The organism is Planktothrix sp. PCC 11201 (assembly GCF_900009135.1).
In the GTDB taxonomy this organism is placed as follows: domain Bacteria; phylum Cyanobacteriota; class Cyanobacteriia; order Cyanobacteriales; family Microcoleaceae; genus Planktothrix.
Genome location: NZ_LT797688.1, coordinates 476,099 through 493,270, shown reverse-complemented (window position 1 = coordinate 493,270; position 17,172 = coordinate 476,099). Strand labels below are relative to the sequence as shown.

Below are 17,172 nucleotides of genomic sequence, written 5' to 3'. Positions count from 1 at the left end.
TGCCGAGATTCTTTCTTTCCGCCTCTAAAAATGGCAGGAGAACCTGTGCCTTCCAAGCAAATAGTGAGCAAATTTAAAAGCTCTGATTTGGTTTTTACTACTACAGCAAATCGTTCTGCAAAGCTTTCTCTACCTCTTTGTAAAGTGAAAGCAATATCAGCTAGAGAAGCTGAATTTTGGGAAAGCAAATAATCTTTTAAACTCCTAATATATAGGGTAAGTTGTTCTTCTGTTCTAGCCGAAACTACTATCAGTTCTTCACTCATGATTTTCTTCCTTTATGCCTAATTTTTTCTAATGTGTGTGGATCGTATTCCTCAACAATAAGATGGGATAGCATTCCGCCACCGCCACCAGAACTGATAGCAGCACGCCTGGGAAATTCCTGCCATGAGCCATTTTTCTTGACCCGAATTCTCTGCCAAGGACTTAGTTCCCGTTGGAGATAGAAAGGAGAATTTTCTAATTTGATCGCTGGATCGAGTTCCGCAGAAAAGCGCGTTGGCAATAATTGACGGTGTTTCATTTGTAGCAAAACTTTGGTTAATTGTGCTATACCGGAAGCTGTCTCCAAATGACCGATATTCGGTTTTACTGACCCGTAAGCACAGAAGTTTGTGCGATCGGTTAATGAACGATAAGCTCGACTGATTCCCGCCCATTCCGCAGAGTCTACCACAGCAGATCCCATCGCCTGACTTTCCAAGTAACTGATGCTTTCAACACTAAATCCTGCTTTGGCGATCGCCTCTTTTACTAACAATTGTTGCGCGTGAGGAGAAGGTAAAAGAAAATCATTACTTCGACCTTTATGAAGTATTGCGGAAGCTTTAATTACACCGTAGATATGATCTTTATCTTTTTTAGCTTGTTGTAATGATTTTAATAACACTGCTCCAGCTCCTTCTCCGGGAATAAATCCATCTCCATCTTGAGAAAATAAGTTGTAAGATGGTTGAGATGATAACAGTCTAAATTGACTTAGTAGTAAGTACTTTGATGGATGCAAATATAAATTAATTCCTCCAGCAATTGCTGCGTCACACTCTCCACGTCTGATACTTTCACAAGCTAAATGCACTGCTGTTAGCGAGGAGGAACAAGAGGTATCTATTGCCATGCTTGGCCCCGTGAAGTTGAAAAAGTAAGAAATTCGATTCGGTAAATTGTAGGTGGTAAAATCGATCGGAGTATTGATATTTCCATTGATTTTTGTCAGTGGATACCCAAAGGCATTTGCTCCTAAATACACAGCCACTTTTTGTTTACTTAGGGCTTGTCGAGAGTAGCCAGCATCTTCCAGAGTTGACCAAACTATTTCTAGCATAATTCGTTCTTCTGGATTCATTGCTTTTGCTTCTAGTGGTGTTATTCCAAAGAAAATAGGATCGAATTTGTCAATATCTTTTAAAAAGCCCCCTTGGATGCAGTACATTTTATTTTCACGCCCTTTTTCAGGATCGTAAAAATTTTGATAATCCCAACGTTCTCTGGGAATTTCAGTAATAGAACTAGTGTCAGATTTTAGATTTTCCCAAAACTGAGTCAGATTTTCAGCTTGGGGATAACGTCCGTAAAGCCCCACAATAGCAATATCGTTTTCGGTAACTCGATCTTGCTGAGGAATATTTCTGTTGTTATTGTTTGGGGTTGTCAGAGCTTTTTTCTGAGTTATTTCTTGTTCCGAGTTTTGATTTGAGCCACCTATTACTTTTATGAGTTCTTGACAATGATCGGATAATAAATAATCTGTTAATTCCTTTACTGTTTGGTATTCCAAAAGCAAGCTTTTCGCCAAAATGCAAATTTTTGTTTCTAAAATGTGATGAAATCGGTTGAGTAAAATTGAATCCATTCCGTAATCTACAAATGCTGTGTTAACATCTATATCTTCCCCAGGCATTTGCAGAATCTCGCTCATTATTTCTTGCAAAAATTGCGCTGTTTTTGCAGATAAATCGGCAGAATTATGATCGGTTTCTTTAACTAAATCCTTGGGTTGTTTATTTGTAGGTGATGCTTGAGGGGTCGATCGCTTTATTTCAGACAATAGCATTAATTCAATTTGATTATTCTCTTTCACTTGATGGGAAATCTGCTGTTTCACTAAACCATCACTTTCAGAAATAATTAAATGCTGACGTAGGTTGGCAAAATCTTCTCGATCGTTGAGAAAAACACATTTCCCAAAGCCTTCTTTCTCCAGAACGTTTTCCCACATACTTGTGCTGAGTAATGGCGCTCCGGGAAGTCTAAATGTTTCGTCTTCATAAAGCCACCAACCTGATAATAAACCGAAAGTTAGGGTAGCAAAATCTTGAACTTCGGTCGCTTCATTGAGTATGAGCCAACCATTTTTCTTTAACAATACCTTAGTATGAGAAAGAGTTCGCCGAATATTTTGAGTAGCGTGTAACACATTGGTTGCCAAAACTAGATCGACGTTTCCTTTATGGAAGCCTTGAACAGACACTTCTTTTTCTATGTTGAGAACGCGAAACTCTGTGAAAGGATAATCTGTGCTAAATTGTTCTCTTCCATAATTAACAAAAGCTAAAGAAATGTCTGTGTACACATATTTAATTAGATGGCTGTAAGGTGCGATCGCTTTGAGTACAGCAGCACTAGTTCCACCTGTTCCGGCTCCTATTTCTAGGATGGTAATTTTCTCATCGCCCTTTCTTTGTGGGAGACGAGCCAAAATATAGGAAACTACGCTGTTAGCAACTAGTTGATTAAAATGATTGGCGATCGGATTTCCTTGATAAATCCCCTCTACCAAATCCAGAGAAGAATGAGGAAACATTACGTCAGTTGCTAAACATTTTCCTGTCAAAATTTCCTGAAAATGACTGAGACATTCTTCTAATAAACGTATATGTGCTTTGAGATGGGGATAAATGGATAATAATTGTTGTTTTTCTCTTTCTAGCTCGGAGAATTCCCTTTCTTGAATGCGATCTTTTAGCAAATAAATGTTGCCTTGACCATCGATTTGTGTCAAACCTGCTCGGCTTAGGATATCTACTATACAGTCATATAAACGAGAATATTGGGGTAAAATCTGAAGGGTTTCTCGATCAAACCCTCCCATCTCTTGTATAACTTTGCATAAAAATCTTGTCCCCCAATTTTCTAATTGTGTCAAAGCCTTGCAGAATTTTAGTCCTTCTGGCTCGATTGTGATAGATTGCTGAAGTTTTGTTGCCAGGGTTTCAACTAAAGATAAAATAGATTGAGATTGAGATTGAGGTAAAACTTCTACTTGATATTGTCGATCTACGCCTAAGCTTTCTGAAAATTCTCTGCTAGTCTTCATGGCGATCGCTTGATATGCGATCGAACCAAACATTCGCTGAATAACTTCTATCCCCTCTTCAGGTTGAATAGAATATATACCTTGTTTAGCTAAACGCTGTTGATAGGATTTTTGGGCTACTATTCCCACAGTTCCCCAATATCCCCAATTAATAATATAAACTGGGTAATTTTCTGTTGCATTCAGATAGTGAGCATAAGCATCTTTAAAAGCACAAGCTGCACCATAATTACTCTGTCCTGGATTGCCCATAAAGGTTTGAATGGAAGAGAAAAACATCATAAAGTCTAAATCTTCTTCTCTGACTAAATGATGTAAAATCACACTGCCTTTTACTTTAGGGTCTAAGGCAACTCGTAAAGCATTTTCATCCATTGAAGCTAGGCTTTTATCCTCTAATACCAAAGCTGAATGGAAAACTCCGTGAATCGAGCCAAATCGAGCTTTAGCTTCGGCAATAACCTGTTTCATACTATTAAAGTCTGTAGCATCGGCTTGACCGTAAAAAACAGTACCTCCTCTAGATTCAAGATCGGCAATCTGGTCTTTTTTCTGCCGATCCATCTGACTTCTACCGATTAAAATCAATCGAGCTTGATAATTTTCTGCTAAATATTGGCTTAAAGTTAATCCGATTCCTCCCATTCCGCCGAGAATCAGATACACGCCATTAGTTCGCAGATGATCCTGTGAAGGGTGAGGTAGCACCAGTGGGTAGAGGGTGCGGACATATCGCTGTCCGGCTCTGAGGACTATTTCTTGTCCGCGATCGGATGCTGGCTCTTCTAAAATTGATTTGATCAGAAACTCTTTTTGTTGTTCCGGGTAATTTTTGCCGAAGGCTTCCGGGTCAATATCAAAACAGCTTACCTTTAATAACGGGTATTCTTTGGCAAGGGTGATACTCATCCCATTTATACTGGCTGCAAAAGGATATATTTTGCTATCAGGAAGAATGCGGTGAACGCCACAAGTAATTACTTTTAGAGATAAAGGTGCTCCTCCCATTAAACGCTTATGCAATGCTTTGAGTAGCCGGAATAAAGAAAAAACTCCTAACTCTTGACTTCGCTCTAATTGGTCTATTCGATCGCAATTTTCATCCAATAAAAATGGTTGTATGCCACCAAGAAAGTAGATAGCATCGAGATTTTCCAGATGATCGAGACTACTCAACCAAGTCTGGGGATTTTCCATCTCCCCTAATTTTATCAATAAGACTTCATCTTGAGCATAAGCTCTAACTAACAAGCTTTCCAGCCAGATGTTTTCAGGGGGAGTTACCACTAATACTTTTTTTGTGCTAATTTGTAAAGAGACAGTATTTTTTAATTGTTGATTCCCTAAAGGTTGGGGTACCCATTCAGATCGATACAACTCTAAAAAGTTTGTTTCTGTATCCGAAGTTTGATTCTCGATTGTTTCATTATTTATGATTGTCGTAGTTGGGGATTGATGTTCTTTTTGGCGATCGATAGGGAGCCAATAACGGGTTTTTGCAAAAGGATAAGTGGGCAGTTCAATCCGTTGCGGAGACTCTGTATATAATAAATTCCAATCAATTGAATTACCCGAAATCCAGAGTTGAGCCACTTTTTCTAGTGCTTTTTGTTGAACTGCTTGCTGAACTAAACTGCTGTTATTTGATTTTTCGGACTGCTTCTCAAGTTTTGTTGGTGACGGTTTTACACTACCGGAAAATACTCTGGCTATGGGTGAAATTCCTTGATTATAAGCATCTAATTTGTCGATCAAATCTTCAAGGCTCGATACGACTAAAGCCAATCGTTCCTGCATAGCTTCCCTACCAATCTGGAGTGTATAAGTGATATCCCAAATGGCAGTTTTTTGGTAAGATTGCAACTGGTTTTCTCTGAGATAATTCCAGAGATTTTTAACAATTTCTCCTAAACGTTCTTTGTTTTTTGCCGAAAGTACGATTAAATAATCTTGATTCCGATTTGAATGCCTTAAAATACTGGATGGTTTTCCATATTCTTCCAAAACAACGTGCGCGTTTACGCCTCCAAAACCAAAAGAACTTACCCCCGCCCGTCGAGGTATTAGCTCTCCCTCAGCATTGCGTAAACGCTCCCAGGTTTTTGTTTGGTTAACAATGTAAAATGGACTTTTTTCCAAGTTAATGTAAGGATTGAGTTCTTGAAAATGAAGAATTCCAGGTACTTTTTCATGTTTCAGGGAAAGAACTACTTTTAAGAGTCCGGCGATACCTGCGGCTGCTTCTAAATGACCAGTTTGCGTTTTTACAGAACCAATTCCACAGTAGAATTGTTTTGGGTTTGTTGTTCCCCAGCGTTTTTGCAATTCTGTAAATGACTTTTTCAAACCCTTTATTTCGATCGGATCTCCTAAACTAGTCCCTGTGCCATGTGCTTCAATATAAGTAACAGTTGAAGGATCGACATTTGCATTTTCATAAGCATTAATCAACACCTGAGCCTGAGAATTTGGATCGGGTGCTGTTAGTGAATTTGCATGACCCCCATGATTAATGGCTGTGCCACGAATGACAGCATGAATGATATTACCATCTGCTTCTGCTTGTTTAAGAGGTTTTAACAAAATTGCCCCAACACCTTCTCCACGAGCATAGCCGTCTGCTTTGCGATCGAAAGTTTTGCAGCGTCCATCTTCACTCAGCATTCCCGACTTACTAAATGAGAGGGTAAAATGCGGTGTGAGTATAATATTTACTCCTCCAGCGATCGCCATTTCGCAACTACCATTACGGATAGATTCAACGGCATAATTTACTGCTACCAATGAACTAGAACAGGCTGTATCTATGGGTAAACTGGGGCCGCGTAAATTGAACAAATAAGAAATTCGATTGGCTAGAACTGAGGGACAAGTACCCGTTGATGTATGGGCTTCAACTGAAGGAGCATGAGCTTTCAATAAATCACCATAATCAGTATTAGCTACGCCCACAAAAACCCCGGTTTTTGTACCTGATAAAGCGGACATTTGCAGCCCAGCATTTTCGACCATTTTCCATACAGCTTGCAGAAAAAACCTCTGTTGTGGATCCATCAATCTCGCTTCGTGCGGTGAAATTCCGAAAAAGGCAGCATCAAAAACATCTACCTCACTGATAAATCCGCCCCATTTGGATTTAGTTTTATTGTCCTCTGTCTTATGATCGCCATAATAGGTTTTCCAATCCCAGCGACTTGGAGGGACTTCCACAATCCAATCTTTCCCCTCGATGAGTCCTTGCCAGAAAGATTCTAGATCTTGCGCTCCAGCAAAGATACCACTAATACCAATGATAGCGATCGGTTCATTCGCGTTCTTTAATTCAGTACTTTTATGGTTAATTCGCTCTTCAACAGTTATTGTATTTACATAGTCAGATTGGGGAAATTCCGGTTGGGAAACCAATTCATAATGTTGAATTAATTGGCTGCGAAATTCTTGGCACAGATAATTTGCTAGTTTTTCTAATGAAGAATACTCAAAAAACAGGTCGGGAGTAATTTCTAAGTTAAATGTTTCGTTAATTGGATTAACTAATTCCATAAAACTAATGGAATCAAAGCCGTAATCACTCATGTTTTTTGATGTGACAACTGCTTCTTTCGACATCTTCAAAATAGAACTAGCCATACCAACCAAATCATTTATCGTTAAGTCTAATAAAGCCTGTTCATCTATAATATAAGATGCTTCTAATGATGGTTTAACCGGATCTAATAATTTCGGTTTTGCCGTCAAATTATAATGTTGAATTAATTGGCTGCGAAATTCTTGGCATAAATAGTTTGCTAAGTTTTCTAATGAAGAATGCTCGAAAAATAAATCGGGAGTAATCTCTAGGTTAAATGTTTGGTTAATTGGATTTACTAACTCCATAAAACTGATGGAATCAAATCCATAATCGCTCATGTTTCTTGATATGACAATTGTTTCTTTTGGCATTTTCAAAATAGCAGATACCATGCCAACTAAATCATTCAGCGTTAAGTCTAATAAAGCTTGTTCATCTAACACATCTAATGTTTCTACTGGGGGCTGATTTTTTTTGTGTACAGGTCTTAACAGGAAATTTTTGATTCTGACAAGTTCTTTCCCAGTTCGATCTAGAATATAGGCATCATAGCGATCGCCAAATCCGCGATTATTGGTAGCCATCCCTTTTCCTGAACAAACCGCATATACATAACAGGATTGAGCTACCGATCCGAAAATTTCCACTTCACCTATTGTATAAGGAATGTGCAATGAAGAAGAAGTTAACCCCCAAGGGCCCCCCAACACGGTTTGTAAAGCACCATCCATTAACGAAGGATGGAGCATGAACTTGTTTGCGTCTTCTGCTAAAATATCAGGTAATTCCAGAGTAGATAAAGCTTCTTTATCGTTACTAACTAACTCTCTAATGGGTTGAAATGTTGTTCCTAATTCTAGTCCGAATTTACGTATTCGATCATAGATCTCTTTACCAGTTATATGTTTTAAACAGCTTTGTTTAATCGCCTCAATATCTATTGTTTTGGCTACATTATTTGACTCTTGAATTTCTTCTTCGTAAACTACTTTTCCTTGCGTGTAAATAGAATTTTTGCCTGCTCCTTTTTCATCCCGAATTTCAAATATAACGGATCGATCGATCCGTCGCAAATATAGTTCAACGTTTAAAGAAGAACTGTTCACCTGAATCGGGCGTGCCCAAACAATTTGTCGAATTTTCCGCACCTTTTTCCCTTCGGCTATCTCGGCAGCGATGCGTGCCATTTCTATCGTTGCCACCCCAGGTAACACTTTTTCTCCATTAACAATATGATCCTTTAAGTAAAAGGCATCGGCTCGCAATATACTAGTAAAAATTTGTCCCCCGTCTGCTGCAACTTGGTGTTGAATTAATGGATGATCTTGCAGATTATTTTCCGTCTGTTTTCCTAGTGTTGATTTTATATTTTCTGGTTTTATATTTGGCAGCCAATAGCTCTCTTCGGCAAAGGGATAAGTGGGTAAATGTAAACGTTGCGGGTAATTTTCTGGGGGATATAAACTTTGCCAATTTATATTACATCCCATCACCCATAAAGAAGCGATATCCTGCCAAGATTGACTTTTAGCTAAACTTTGAATAAACGCGATTCCTTCTTTTCCCTCAAATGCCGGGACTTTTTTACCTGACTCCGAGCTTCCCCGAATACAAAGGTCTTCTTGTCGGTTTTGAAGATAAGCGGAAAGTCGATCGAGCAACTCTTCTATTCCCGATACAACCCAAGCCAGTTTTTCTGTCATTGACTCACGGCCTATTTGTAAAGTGTATGTCAGATCTCGGAGAGCGATCGATTCTTGATGATTCTCAATTTGATTCTTGAGAAAATCGTGCAATTTTTGAGCATAAACTTTTAGTTGTTTCTCATTTTTAGCGGACAACACTGCCAAACAGGATTGAGAATTATTACTATTGGGTTTTGATTTTTGATTTGTTGATGCTAAGGATAAATATTCCTCAAGTACAATATGAACGTTCGCTCCTCCAAACCCAAAAGAACTTACTCCTGCTCGTCTGGGTAATTCTCGACCTGCATCATCTTTTAAACGTTGCCAATTTTCCCGATCTTTAACGATCCGAAATGGACTTTCCTGTAAATCGATATAAGGATTTTGTTCCTGAAAATGTAGCGATTTAGGAAGGCAACCATATTTCATCGCTAACACAACCTTAAGCAAACCAGCAATTCCCGCAGCAGTTTCTAAATGCCCAATATTTGTTTTTAACGCTCCTAGCGCACAATGATTATTTCTTCCTTTTCCTTCTTTTCCCGATTTTTGATAAATAATTTTAAATGCTTCTTTCAGGGCATTGATTTCTATCGGGTCGCCTAAACTAGTGCCTGTGCCGTGAACTTCGATATAACCTAATAAATCGGGATCGATGTTGGCTTCATCATACGCTGTGACTAACAATTCTTTTTGAGAATCTACACTTGGCGCAGTTAAAGAATTAGTCCGACCGCTGTGGTTCTCCGCTGAGCCACGAATCACGGCGTACACGGTATCTCCATCTGCTAACGCTTGACTGAGGGGACGAAGCAACACAATCCCAACGCCTTCGCCTCGAACGTATCCGTTGGCAGATCGATCGAATGTTTTGCATCTGCTATCCTCACTTAAGTAACCTCCCTTTGATAATGCCAAATGGAATAGGGGACTGAGCATGAGATTTACTCCGCCCGCCAATGCTAACTCACAAGAGTTCGTTTTAATTGCCTGTATAGCTCGATGAACTGCCATCAAAGAACTGGAACAGGCAGTATCTACTACAAAGCTTGGGCCTTTAAAGTTGAATAAGTAGGAGATTCGATTGGCAATTATCGAAGTAGAATATCCAGAAAGAGTGTAGCCCTCTATTTGTTGATTGCGCTGTTGCTGCAATTCCCAATAATCCGCTCCAGTTGCGCCGATAAACACTCCCATTTCTTGAGCAGCAAAATCGGAAGGTTTATGGCCTGAGTCTTCAATAGCTTCCCATACTGTCTGTAACAATAATCGCTGGCGTGGGTCGATTAACTCGGCTTCCCTTGGTGACAACCCAAAGAAAGATGCGTCAAATTTATCAACATTATCAATAAAGCCGCCCAAAACTTGTTTGATTCCAATTTCTTGCATTTTCTGGCAATAATAATCACCATCGGGTCTATCTTGTGGCAATTCTCGGATAGCATCTTTTCCTTGGAGTAAGGATTCCCAGAATGCTGTCAATGTATTTCCCCCTGGCAGAATTCCGCCTATGCCGACAATTGCGATCGCATCATCCAATCTACTGGGAGTTGGCTTTGAATCAAATACAGGTAAAACTTGCTTTTCTTGTCTAGGTGGTTCTGAATCAGAAGACAGTGTTTTTAGATGTTGCTGATAATATTGTGTTAAAGTTTCTGGAAAATTATCTTTTAAATATTTAGCAATTTTGCTAATAGTTGAATGCTGATAAAATATTGTCGGGTTTGTTTTAATATTATATGTTTTATTCAGTGCTACGCTCAAACTGGTAAAGCGTAATGAATTATATCCATATTCTCCAATATTTAAATTTATGTCTAAAGTTGTATTTTCTAACTTTAAGACCTGAGCAACAATTTCTCGCAAGTCTTGTTCTAATAACTGATTAAAAGACTTTTCTGGAAAGCCGTAATCTTCTTTCAATTTATTTAGGGAAACTGTAGATAAACATTTGTGATCGATCTTGCGATTAAGTGTTTGTGGGTAGGTTTGCAAACAAATGAAGCTTGACGGAATCATATATTGAGGCAACCATTCTTTGAGTTCTTCCGTCCATTCTCTCGTAACAGATAAGCTGTGTCCCTGTTTATCTAAAATAAATGCTACGAGTCTTTTATCGAGTCCATCTTCTCGCAACACAACCACCGCATCATCTACATTTTCTAATTTTCTGAGTGCGCTTTCAATCTCCCCTAATTCAATTCGGAAGCCTCTCAACTTTACTTGAAAATCGATGCGTCCACCATAGATCATCCGTCCATCAGGCAACCGTTTTACTAAGTCGCCAGTCCGATATAAAGGTGGGGAACCTTCTGGTGTAAAGGGATTATTAACAAATTTTTTCTTAGTTTCTTCCGGTCGTCTTAGGTATCCTCTAGCCACCCCTTCGCCACCAATATATAATTCCCCCAATTCTCCATCAGGAACTGGGTTTTGTTGTTCATCAAGGAGATAACATTGTGTATTTGCGATCGGGCGACCAATTGTGATTCGATCGCCAGAATTTATTCTAGCTAAAGTAGACCAAATTGTTGTTTCTGTAGGCCCATATAAGTTCCACAATTGTATTTCTTTCTGCAATAACTTCTGTGCTAATTCTTCACTGAGAGCTTCCCCACCACACAAAAGTTTTAGTGATTTTTTCGGTTCCCATCCAGATGACAGCAACATTTGCCAAGTAGCTGGTGTTGCTTGCATCATAGTAATGGAGTTAGTATTCTCTATTTTTTCTCGTAAGCTTAAGCCATCTCGCGTAATTTCGCTAGGCAGAACTTCAACACAACCTCCGGTAATTAAAGGCAAATATAATTCTAGTGCCGAGATATCAAAACAAAAGGTAGTTAGCGCCAATAAATAATCATCCTGTCCACAATTGAATTCATTTGCCATTGAGCATAAAAAGTTCGTCAAACTATGATGTTCAATGGCAACTCCTTTTGGTTTACCAGTAGACCCAGATGTATAAATAACATAAGCTAGAGAATCTCCTTGATCGCCATTTTTTTCCCATTTCATCTGTCGTTCCGTTGGCTCTATTTTTTCTCTATCTTCAACATATAAAATTTTACTGTTAACTGCGGGTAAGTTTACCGCAATTTCCTTTTGAGTGATTACCCAGGATGCTTGAGCATCATCAAGTATATAAGCGATTCGTTCCCCAGGATAAGAGGGATCTAATGGTAAGTATGCGGCTCCGGCTTTCATCACCGCAAGCAAGGCGATCAGCATTTCCAGCGCAGGTTGAACAAAAACACCAACTAAATCTTCTTCTTTTATTCCCTGACTGCGGATATAAGTTGCTAATCGATCGATCTGTTCCGCCAATTCTTGATAAGTTAATTTCTGATTCTGATAAACGAGTGCTGTAGCGTTTGGGTTTTTTCGGACTTGTTCCACAAACAAATCCACCATACGTTTTTCTCTGGGATATTTGACAGGAATATTATATTTTTCTCCAGAAAACATCGTTTCTTCCTTTGAAGTAGTTATGTGTTGAGATGTGGTTCTCAAATTATTGAGAGTGATTTTTTCTGCCGAAGGTAATCTAAAAATTACGTCAAAGTCTCCTGTAGCATTGCTTCCTAACCAACTGATAGTTACAGCATAATCTTCTTCTTTAGCCAAAAGCTGCCAATCTTGGGGAGTTTCTCCGATCACTTCCAATTCTCGTAACCTGCGATGTAGATCTGCAACTGTTTCATTAGTTGCTGCTGATTCTATGTAACTCCAGGCCATTACATCCTGTGAAATGCGACGATTAGGAATACCGATAATCTTCAAATACTGAGGTCGATCGCCACGTAGAATTTTCTGAACTTTTTGCCGATTTAAGTTTTCCTTGTGCCAATCTAAACAGGGAATTTCCCCCGCTTTTGTTTCTTTCTTTCCTAGTCGAAGAATTACATCATACCGAAATTTGGTTAGTTCATTGACACTATTTCCTTCTTTTAACAAAACTTCGACATGATTAATTTCGGGAAATTCTTCTCCGATTTTTAGAAAAAATTCTGGAGCAACACAGAGTTCTTCTTCCTGAGTTCCGCGCCTTAATACTTGTTGCCTTAATTGCTCCAAAGGAATTTTTTTTGCGGCGTTAAATAAAGCAACAGAAGAATAATAGATTGGCAATAAAAGAGCGTTACGAACATCTCCAATAAAACAAGTTCCGCCAGCATCTAGTTTTTCTATTACTCCTTTTATTACTTTTTTTAAATAAGCTAAACTAGGAAAATATTGAATAACGGAATTTAAAATTGCGGTATCAAAAGTTTGTTTAGGCCATGAAGAAAAATCGTCAGCCGATCTGTGTGATAGTTCTAAATGCTTGATATTCTCGGAACTGTGATCGTAAGATTCTTTAATATAGGCAAGGGCATTTTCCGAAAAATCTGTTCCGTAGTAATAGAGGGCATCAGGAAGCAGGCGAGATAAAATAAGTCCGGTTCCACAGCCAATTTCTAGAATGCGAGAAGGTGTACATTCTTCTTGAATTCTTTGCACCGTAGAATCAACCCATTCCCGCATTTCATCATCGGACATTCTATTTCCGGTATAACTATTTTTCCAACAATTTATGTTAAAGAAGGGATCTTGTTCGGAGGTTTTTCGATCTTCCTCATAGATGTGATTATAAACCAGTCTCCATTTATCAACTCGATCTCGATCGGAGTTGTTCATTTCTGTGGATGAAGAATCGAGAAGCAAAACATCATTTTTTATAAAGTTATTGGTTATGACATCCGTTATGATAAAAGATTCAAAATCCCGGACAAATTTTTCCACTTTGAATTGTTCTAATACTTGAGTATTAAACTTCAGATAACCAGCGACTTTTTGATTAGAGATGATAAAAGTAATATCTTCTCCCTTTGGTTGATAATCTTCGGGATTGTCTATTTGTAGCGTAACTATAGGGAAAGATAATTGTTTTTGGATCTTTGATTGAAGTGAAGGATATCGACTTCGCAAATCTCTTGTATAGGTATGATTTTGTCTCGTTGATTGTAGACTTTTCTGGCAATCACGCAGAAATTCGGCAAAGGTTTTTCTAAATTCTACCTCGACTCGTAAGGGTACATAAGGGGCAAAGAACCCGATCGATTCCTCAAATATTTCAATTAGTTCTTGATTTCCATACCCGATATCAAAACATTCTTGTTGGCTGATATTAGCAAGGTAGTAGAAGAAGGCGACTGCTAAAAAATCTTGATGATTTTCTGATTGATGACTAGCGAAAAAGGCTGATAATTCTGTCGGAATTTTTAGGGGTATAGTTTGATAAATAATGGGGCGATCGCTAAAATTAATAGCTATATTTTCCGAAAAATACCAATTGAGCTTCCCAGGCTGATAATTTTCCCATTGTTTTACCCAAGTAGTCTCATAGGGGGTAATTTTCTTCAGGCAAGCATCTATTTTTTCGGCAATTTGGGTATCTAATTCGGTTAGGATCATCCCCTGATAAATTCCCAAACGTTCAACAAAATCTCTGATTGTTAATACTTCCCCTTCAATTGTGAGGATTTCTTCAAGCAGAATGTACCCGTTTTCTGTAGCGATTTGAATCTGGCGCTCATTTATATTGACAACTTTTCCTGGTTGTGATTTCTTCTCTGACGGCAAGACAGAACAAGTTTTAATAATAAAAAACTCTTTTTTCACCAGAAACTTAGCAACACCAAGGGGTTTAGGGTAATGCCCCAAATCTAAAGCTCGAACTAAATTATAAATTTCTTCTGCCGTTGTCTTCCATGAAACAACTCCCCCGTGCAACAGACGTTTATAACGCGGAAAATAGCTTCTTCGATCTAAATTCTGTTCCTTAATATTTACAGTTCCCCGAACAAAATCATCGATTAATTCTGCAAATGATTGAATCCCAGCCTGATAACATTTTAAATTAACTTCCAGTGCTGTTTCATCTTTACCAATATCAATGACCTTCTGTTTAAGAATTCCTCCTGCATCCGCTTTTGATGTCATCAGATGCCAACTCACTCCATGCTGCTTTTCCCCTTGCATAATTGCCCATGAAGTCGCATGAAATCCAGCATATTCAGGCAGTAAAGAGTCATGAAAGTTAATGGCTTGTCTCCTTGGTAAAGACAAAACTTCATCAGGAATTAAGAAAAAGCTATAGATACTAAATAAATAATCGAAAGCAGTTTTTTTAAGAATTTCTTTCCAATTCTCAGTTGAATCGGTTAGAGGAATTTTTTGTTCCTTTGCCCATTTTATAATTAACGAATTTGAGGATACAATACCACAAATTTCCTGTCCTTGTTCAATAAGATATTCACTACATGAAAGTAATAATGTTCCTTCTCCGATCATATAACATCGGAGCTTTTTATAATTAGTTATAGATCTAATAATGGGAGTTATCACTGCATTTTACCCATGAGGCGGCAAGAAAAAAAATGTGTAGGTTGAGTTTATCTTTCAACCTAGCACTTAAAATGTTTGCTTAGCTTATGCAAATTAATCGTTGACCTAAACCTCCTAACCAACGAGTATTAGAGCTAACAAACTATTTCTGATGACTATTACGCTACTAATCCATGAATTGAATTTCCAGGAGCATCAGGATCGTTACTGTAATAAAAGTCATGGTAAAGTTGTTTCAGTTCTTCTCGACTTAGTGAACCATCACCGTTAAGATCTAACTTTGAATAGATCCCAGAAACTTCGGAATCACTAATCTTCCAAGACTTCAATAGCTGCGTATATTCTTCTAAAGAAATCTTATCATCACCATCTTTGTCTATGATGTTGAAGATTAAATTAACTCCATAGTCAATTCCTGCTGAGGGGAAATTTTCGTCAAGCAGCAGATTGTCAAAATATGACAGCCACGCTTCCAATGTTACTTCCCCATCTGGGCTGAGTCCTGCTTTTTGCTCCAGACCATTCCAAAACTCCAATAATTCAGACTCAACTCTCTGATAATCGGCGCTTCCTTTCTGATATTCCAGTTTGCTAGTTAAATCTCCTATGAATGACTCAAAATCTGATTTTGCAAGACTTTGACTGGAATCGAAATCATAAGCATCGAACAATTTTTTCAGTTTTTTCTGCTGTAATTCGGTCAGTGTCATAAATTATTTCCTTGTGTTTTGGAAAACGAGATTTCTTGCCAGCTTTTCCACATAACTTAGAACTTATGCAAGTGTGGCACTTGCATCAAATTGTAGGATAGTTATGGCTCTAGATCTTATCTGGAGTATCCAGGTTTGAGCTTAACAGATTATCCTACTAATTAAATCAGTTGCCTAAGCCTTGACAGAATAAAAAGCTTGTTGATGAGCATCTCATACTATCTAAATAATAGCAAGTCTTTATTCATTCCTTAATATTTCTTTACAAACTATTTCAGGACTTACACAACTGGAACAGCGATCGCCATTAATAGTACAAACATATTATTGACAGGGAAGCATCAATAAGGATCACAATCACTGATTGTATGTCATATCTACAGAATGAGGGATTAAATTAAGCTGGAGTTACCTCATCAATGGCAAAGTAACCATTATATCCTTTCATATAAATAGCTGCTCGATGCCCAAACAGAACCATAGCTTCTGTTCTAGTTTCCAATTTGCCTTCATATCCCTTTACATAAACCTTTGAACCAATCATGTGGGTATAATTCCATTTATCTACCTTTTCCTGAACACTCCAACTATCAAAAGTTTTTTTGATTTCAATCGGTTTTTCCTTAGATTTAATATAAGTTAAAAACTTAGTCAAGACGGCTCCAACTCCGATTTCCTCAAACTCTACATCACCCTGAGCCAAGAGGTAACGTATGCTTTCTGTCCATTTAATTGAATGGGTGATCTGTTTAGCCAGATTTTCAGCAATTTCGCTATGGATGTATGGTTGTGCAGTGACATTGGAAATTACTGGGATTTGGGGTTTGGCAAAGGTAAAACCTTTGATAAACTTTTCAAACTGGACTTTTGCAGACTCCATATAACGCGAGTGAAAAGCACCACTTGTATTTAAAATAATGTATTTTGTACCTGCCTCTTGAAAACAGTCACTAGCTCTAGCGATATCTTCTTTTAAACCGGAAATAACTACTTGCTCTGGAGAATTGAAGCTAGCTATATCAATATCAAAACTGAATTTTCTCAGAAGTTTTTCAACTTGCTCTTCAGTAGCACCGATGACAGCTGCCATAGCTCCTTCAGGAGCTTGGCTCATTAGTATACCTCTTTGTTGAACCAGCTTTAGTCCATCTTCAAAAGTAATCGCGCCTGAAGCTTCTAAAGCGTTGTATTCCCCCAAGCTGTGTCCGATCAAAAAGTCGGGCTTTTTACCAATTTCCTCAATTTTACTCCGGTAGGAGAGGGCATTCACAACATAGAGAGCAGGTTGGGTGAATTGAGTTTGATTCAACTCTTGTTGCGGATCGTTTAAACAAAGATTTTCAATTGAGTATCCTAAAATTGAATCAGCTTTTTGCGTCAAATTGGGAAATTTGCTAAAGAGATTCTTTCCCATACCCTTGATTTGAGAACCTTGTCCTGGAAACATATAGGTGATCATTGCTATACTTCTCCTATTTCTTGAGGTACGATTTGTTG

General features: G+C 38.3%; 3 protein-coding genes. All 3 read right to left on the bottom strand.

Going from position 1 to position 17,172, the window contains the following annotated elements; all coding sequences use genetic code 11:
• Positions 1–262: 262 nt before the first annotated feature.
• The 3 genes from PL11201_RS25775 to fabD all read right to left on the bottom strand — a co-directional run bounded on the left by PL11201_RS25775 (position 263) and on the right by fabD (position 17,134).
• Positions 263–14,911 (bottom strand): amino acid adenylation domain-containing protein, encoded by a 14,649-nt coding sequence (locus PL11201_RS25775; protein ID WP_144017655.1) that lies wholly within the window; start codon positions 14,909–14,911, stop codon positions 263–265.
• 212 nt (positions 14,912–15,123) lie between these two features.
• On the bottom strand, positions 15,124–15,675 hold the full coding sequence (locus PL11201_RS02915; protein WP_079677123.1) for an EF-hand domain-containing protein: 552 nt from the start codon (positions 15,673–15,675) through the stop codon (positions 15,124–15,126).
• A 397-nt stretch (positions 15,676–16,072) separates the two neighbouring features.
• Positions 16,073–17,134, bottom strand: a complete 1,062-nt coding sequence (fabD, locus tag PL11201_RS02910) for an ACP S-malonyltransferase (RefSeq protein WP_079677122.1) — start codon at positions 17,132–17,134, stop codon at positions 16,073–16,075.
• Positions 17,135–17,172: the final 38 nt, after the last annotated feature.

What these genes read in the sequence shown, in the direction of transcription:
- PL11201_RS25775 (WP_144017655.1), bottom strand. Translation starts at nt 14,911, where the DNA reads ATGATCGGAGAAGGAACATTATTACTTTCATGTAGTGAATATCTTATT.
- PL11201_RS02915 (WP_079677123.1), bottom strand. Translation starts at nt 15,675, where the DNA reads ATGACACTGACCGAATTACAGCAGAAAAAACTGAAAAAATTGTTCGAT.
- fabD (WP_079677122.1), bottom strand. Translation starts at nt 17,134, where the DNA reads ATGATCACCTATATGTTTCCAGGACAAGGTTCTCAAATCAAGGGTATG.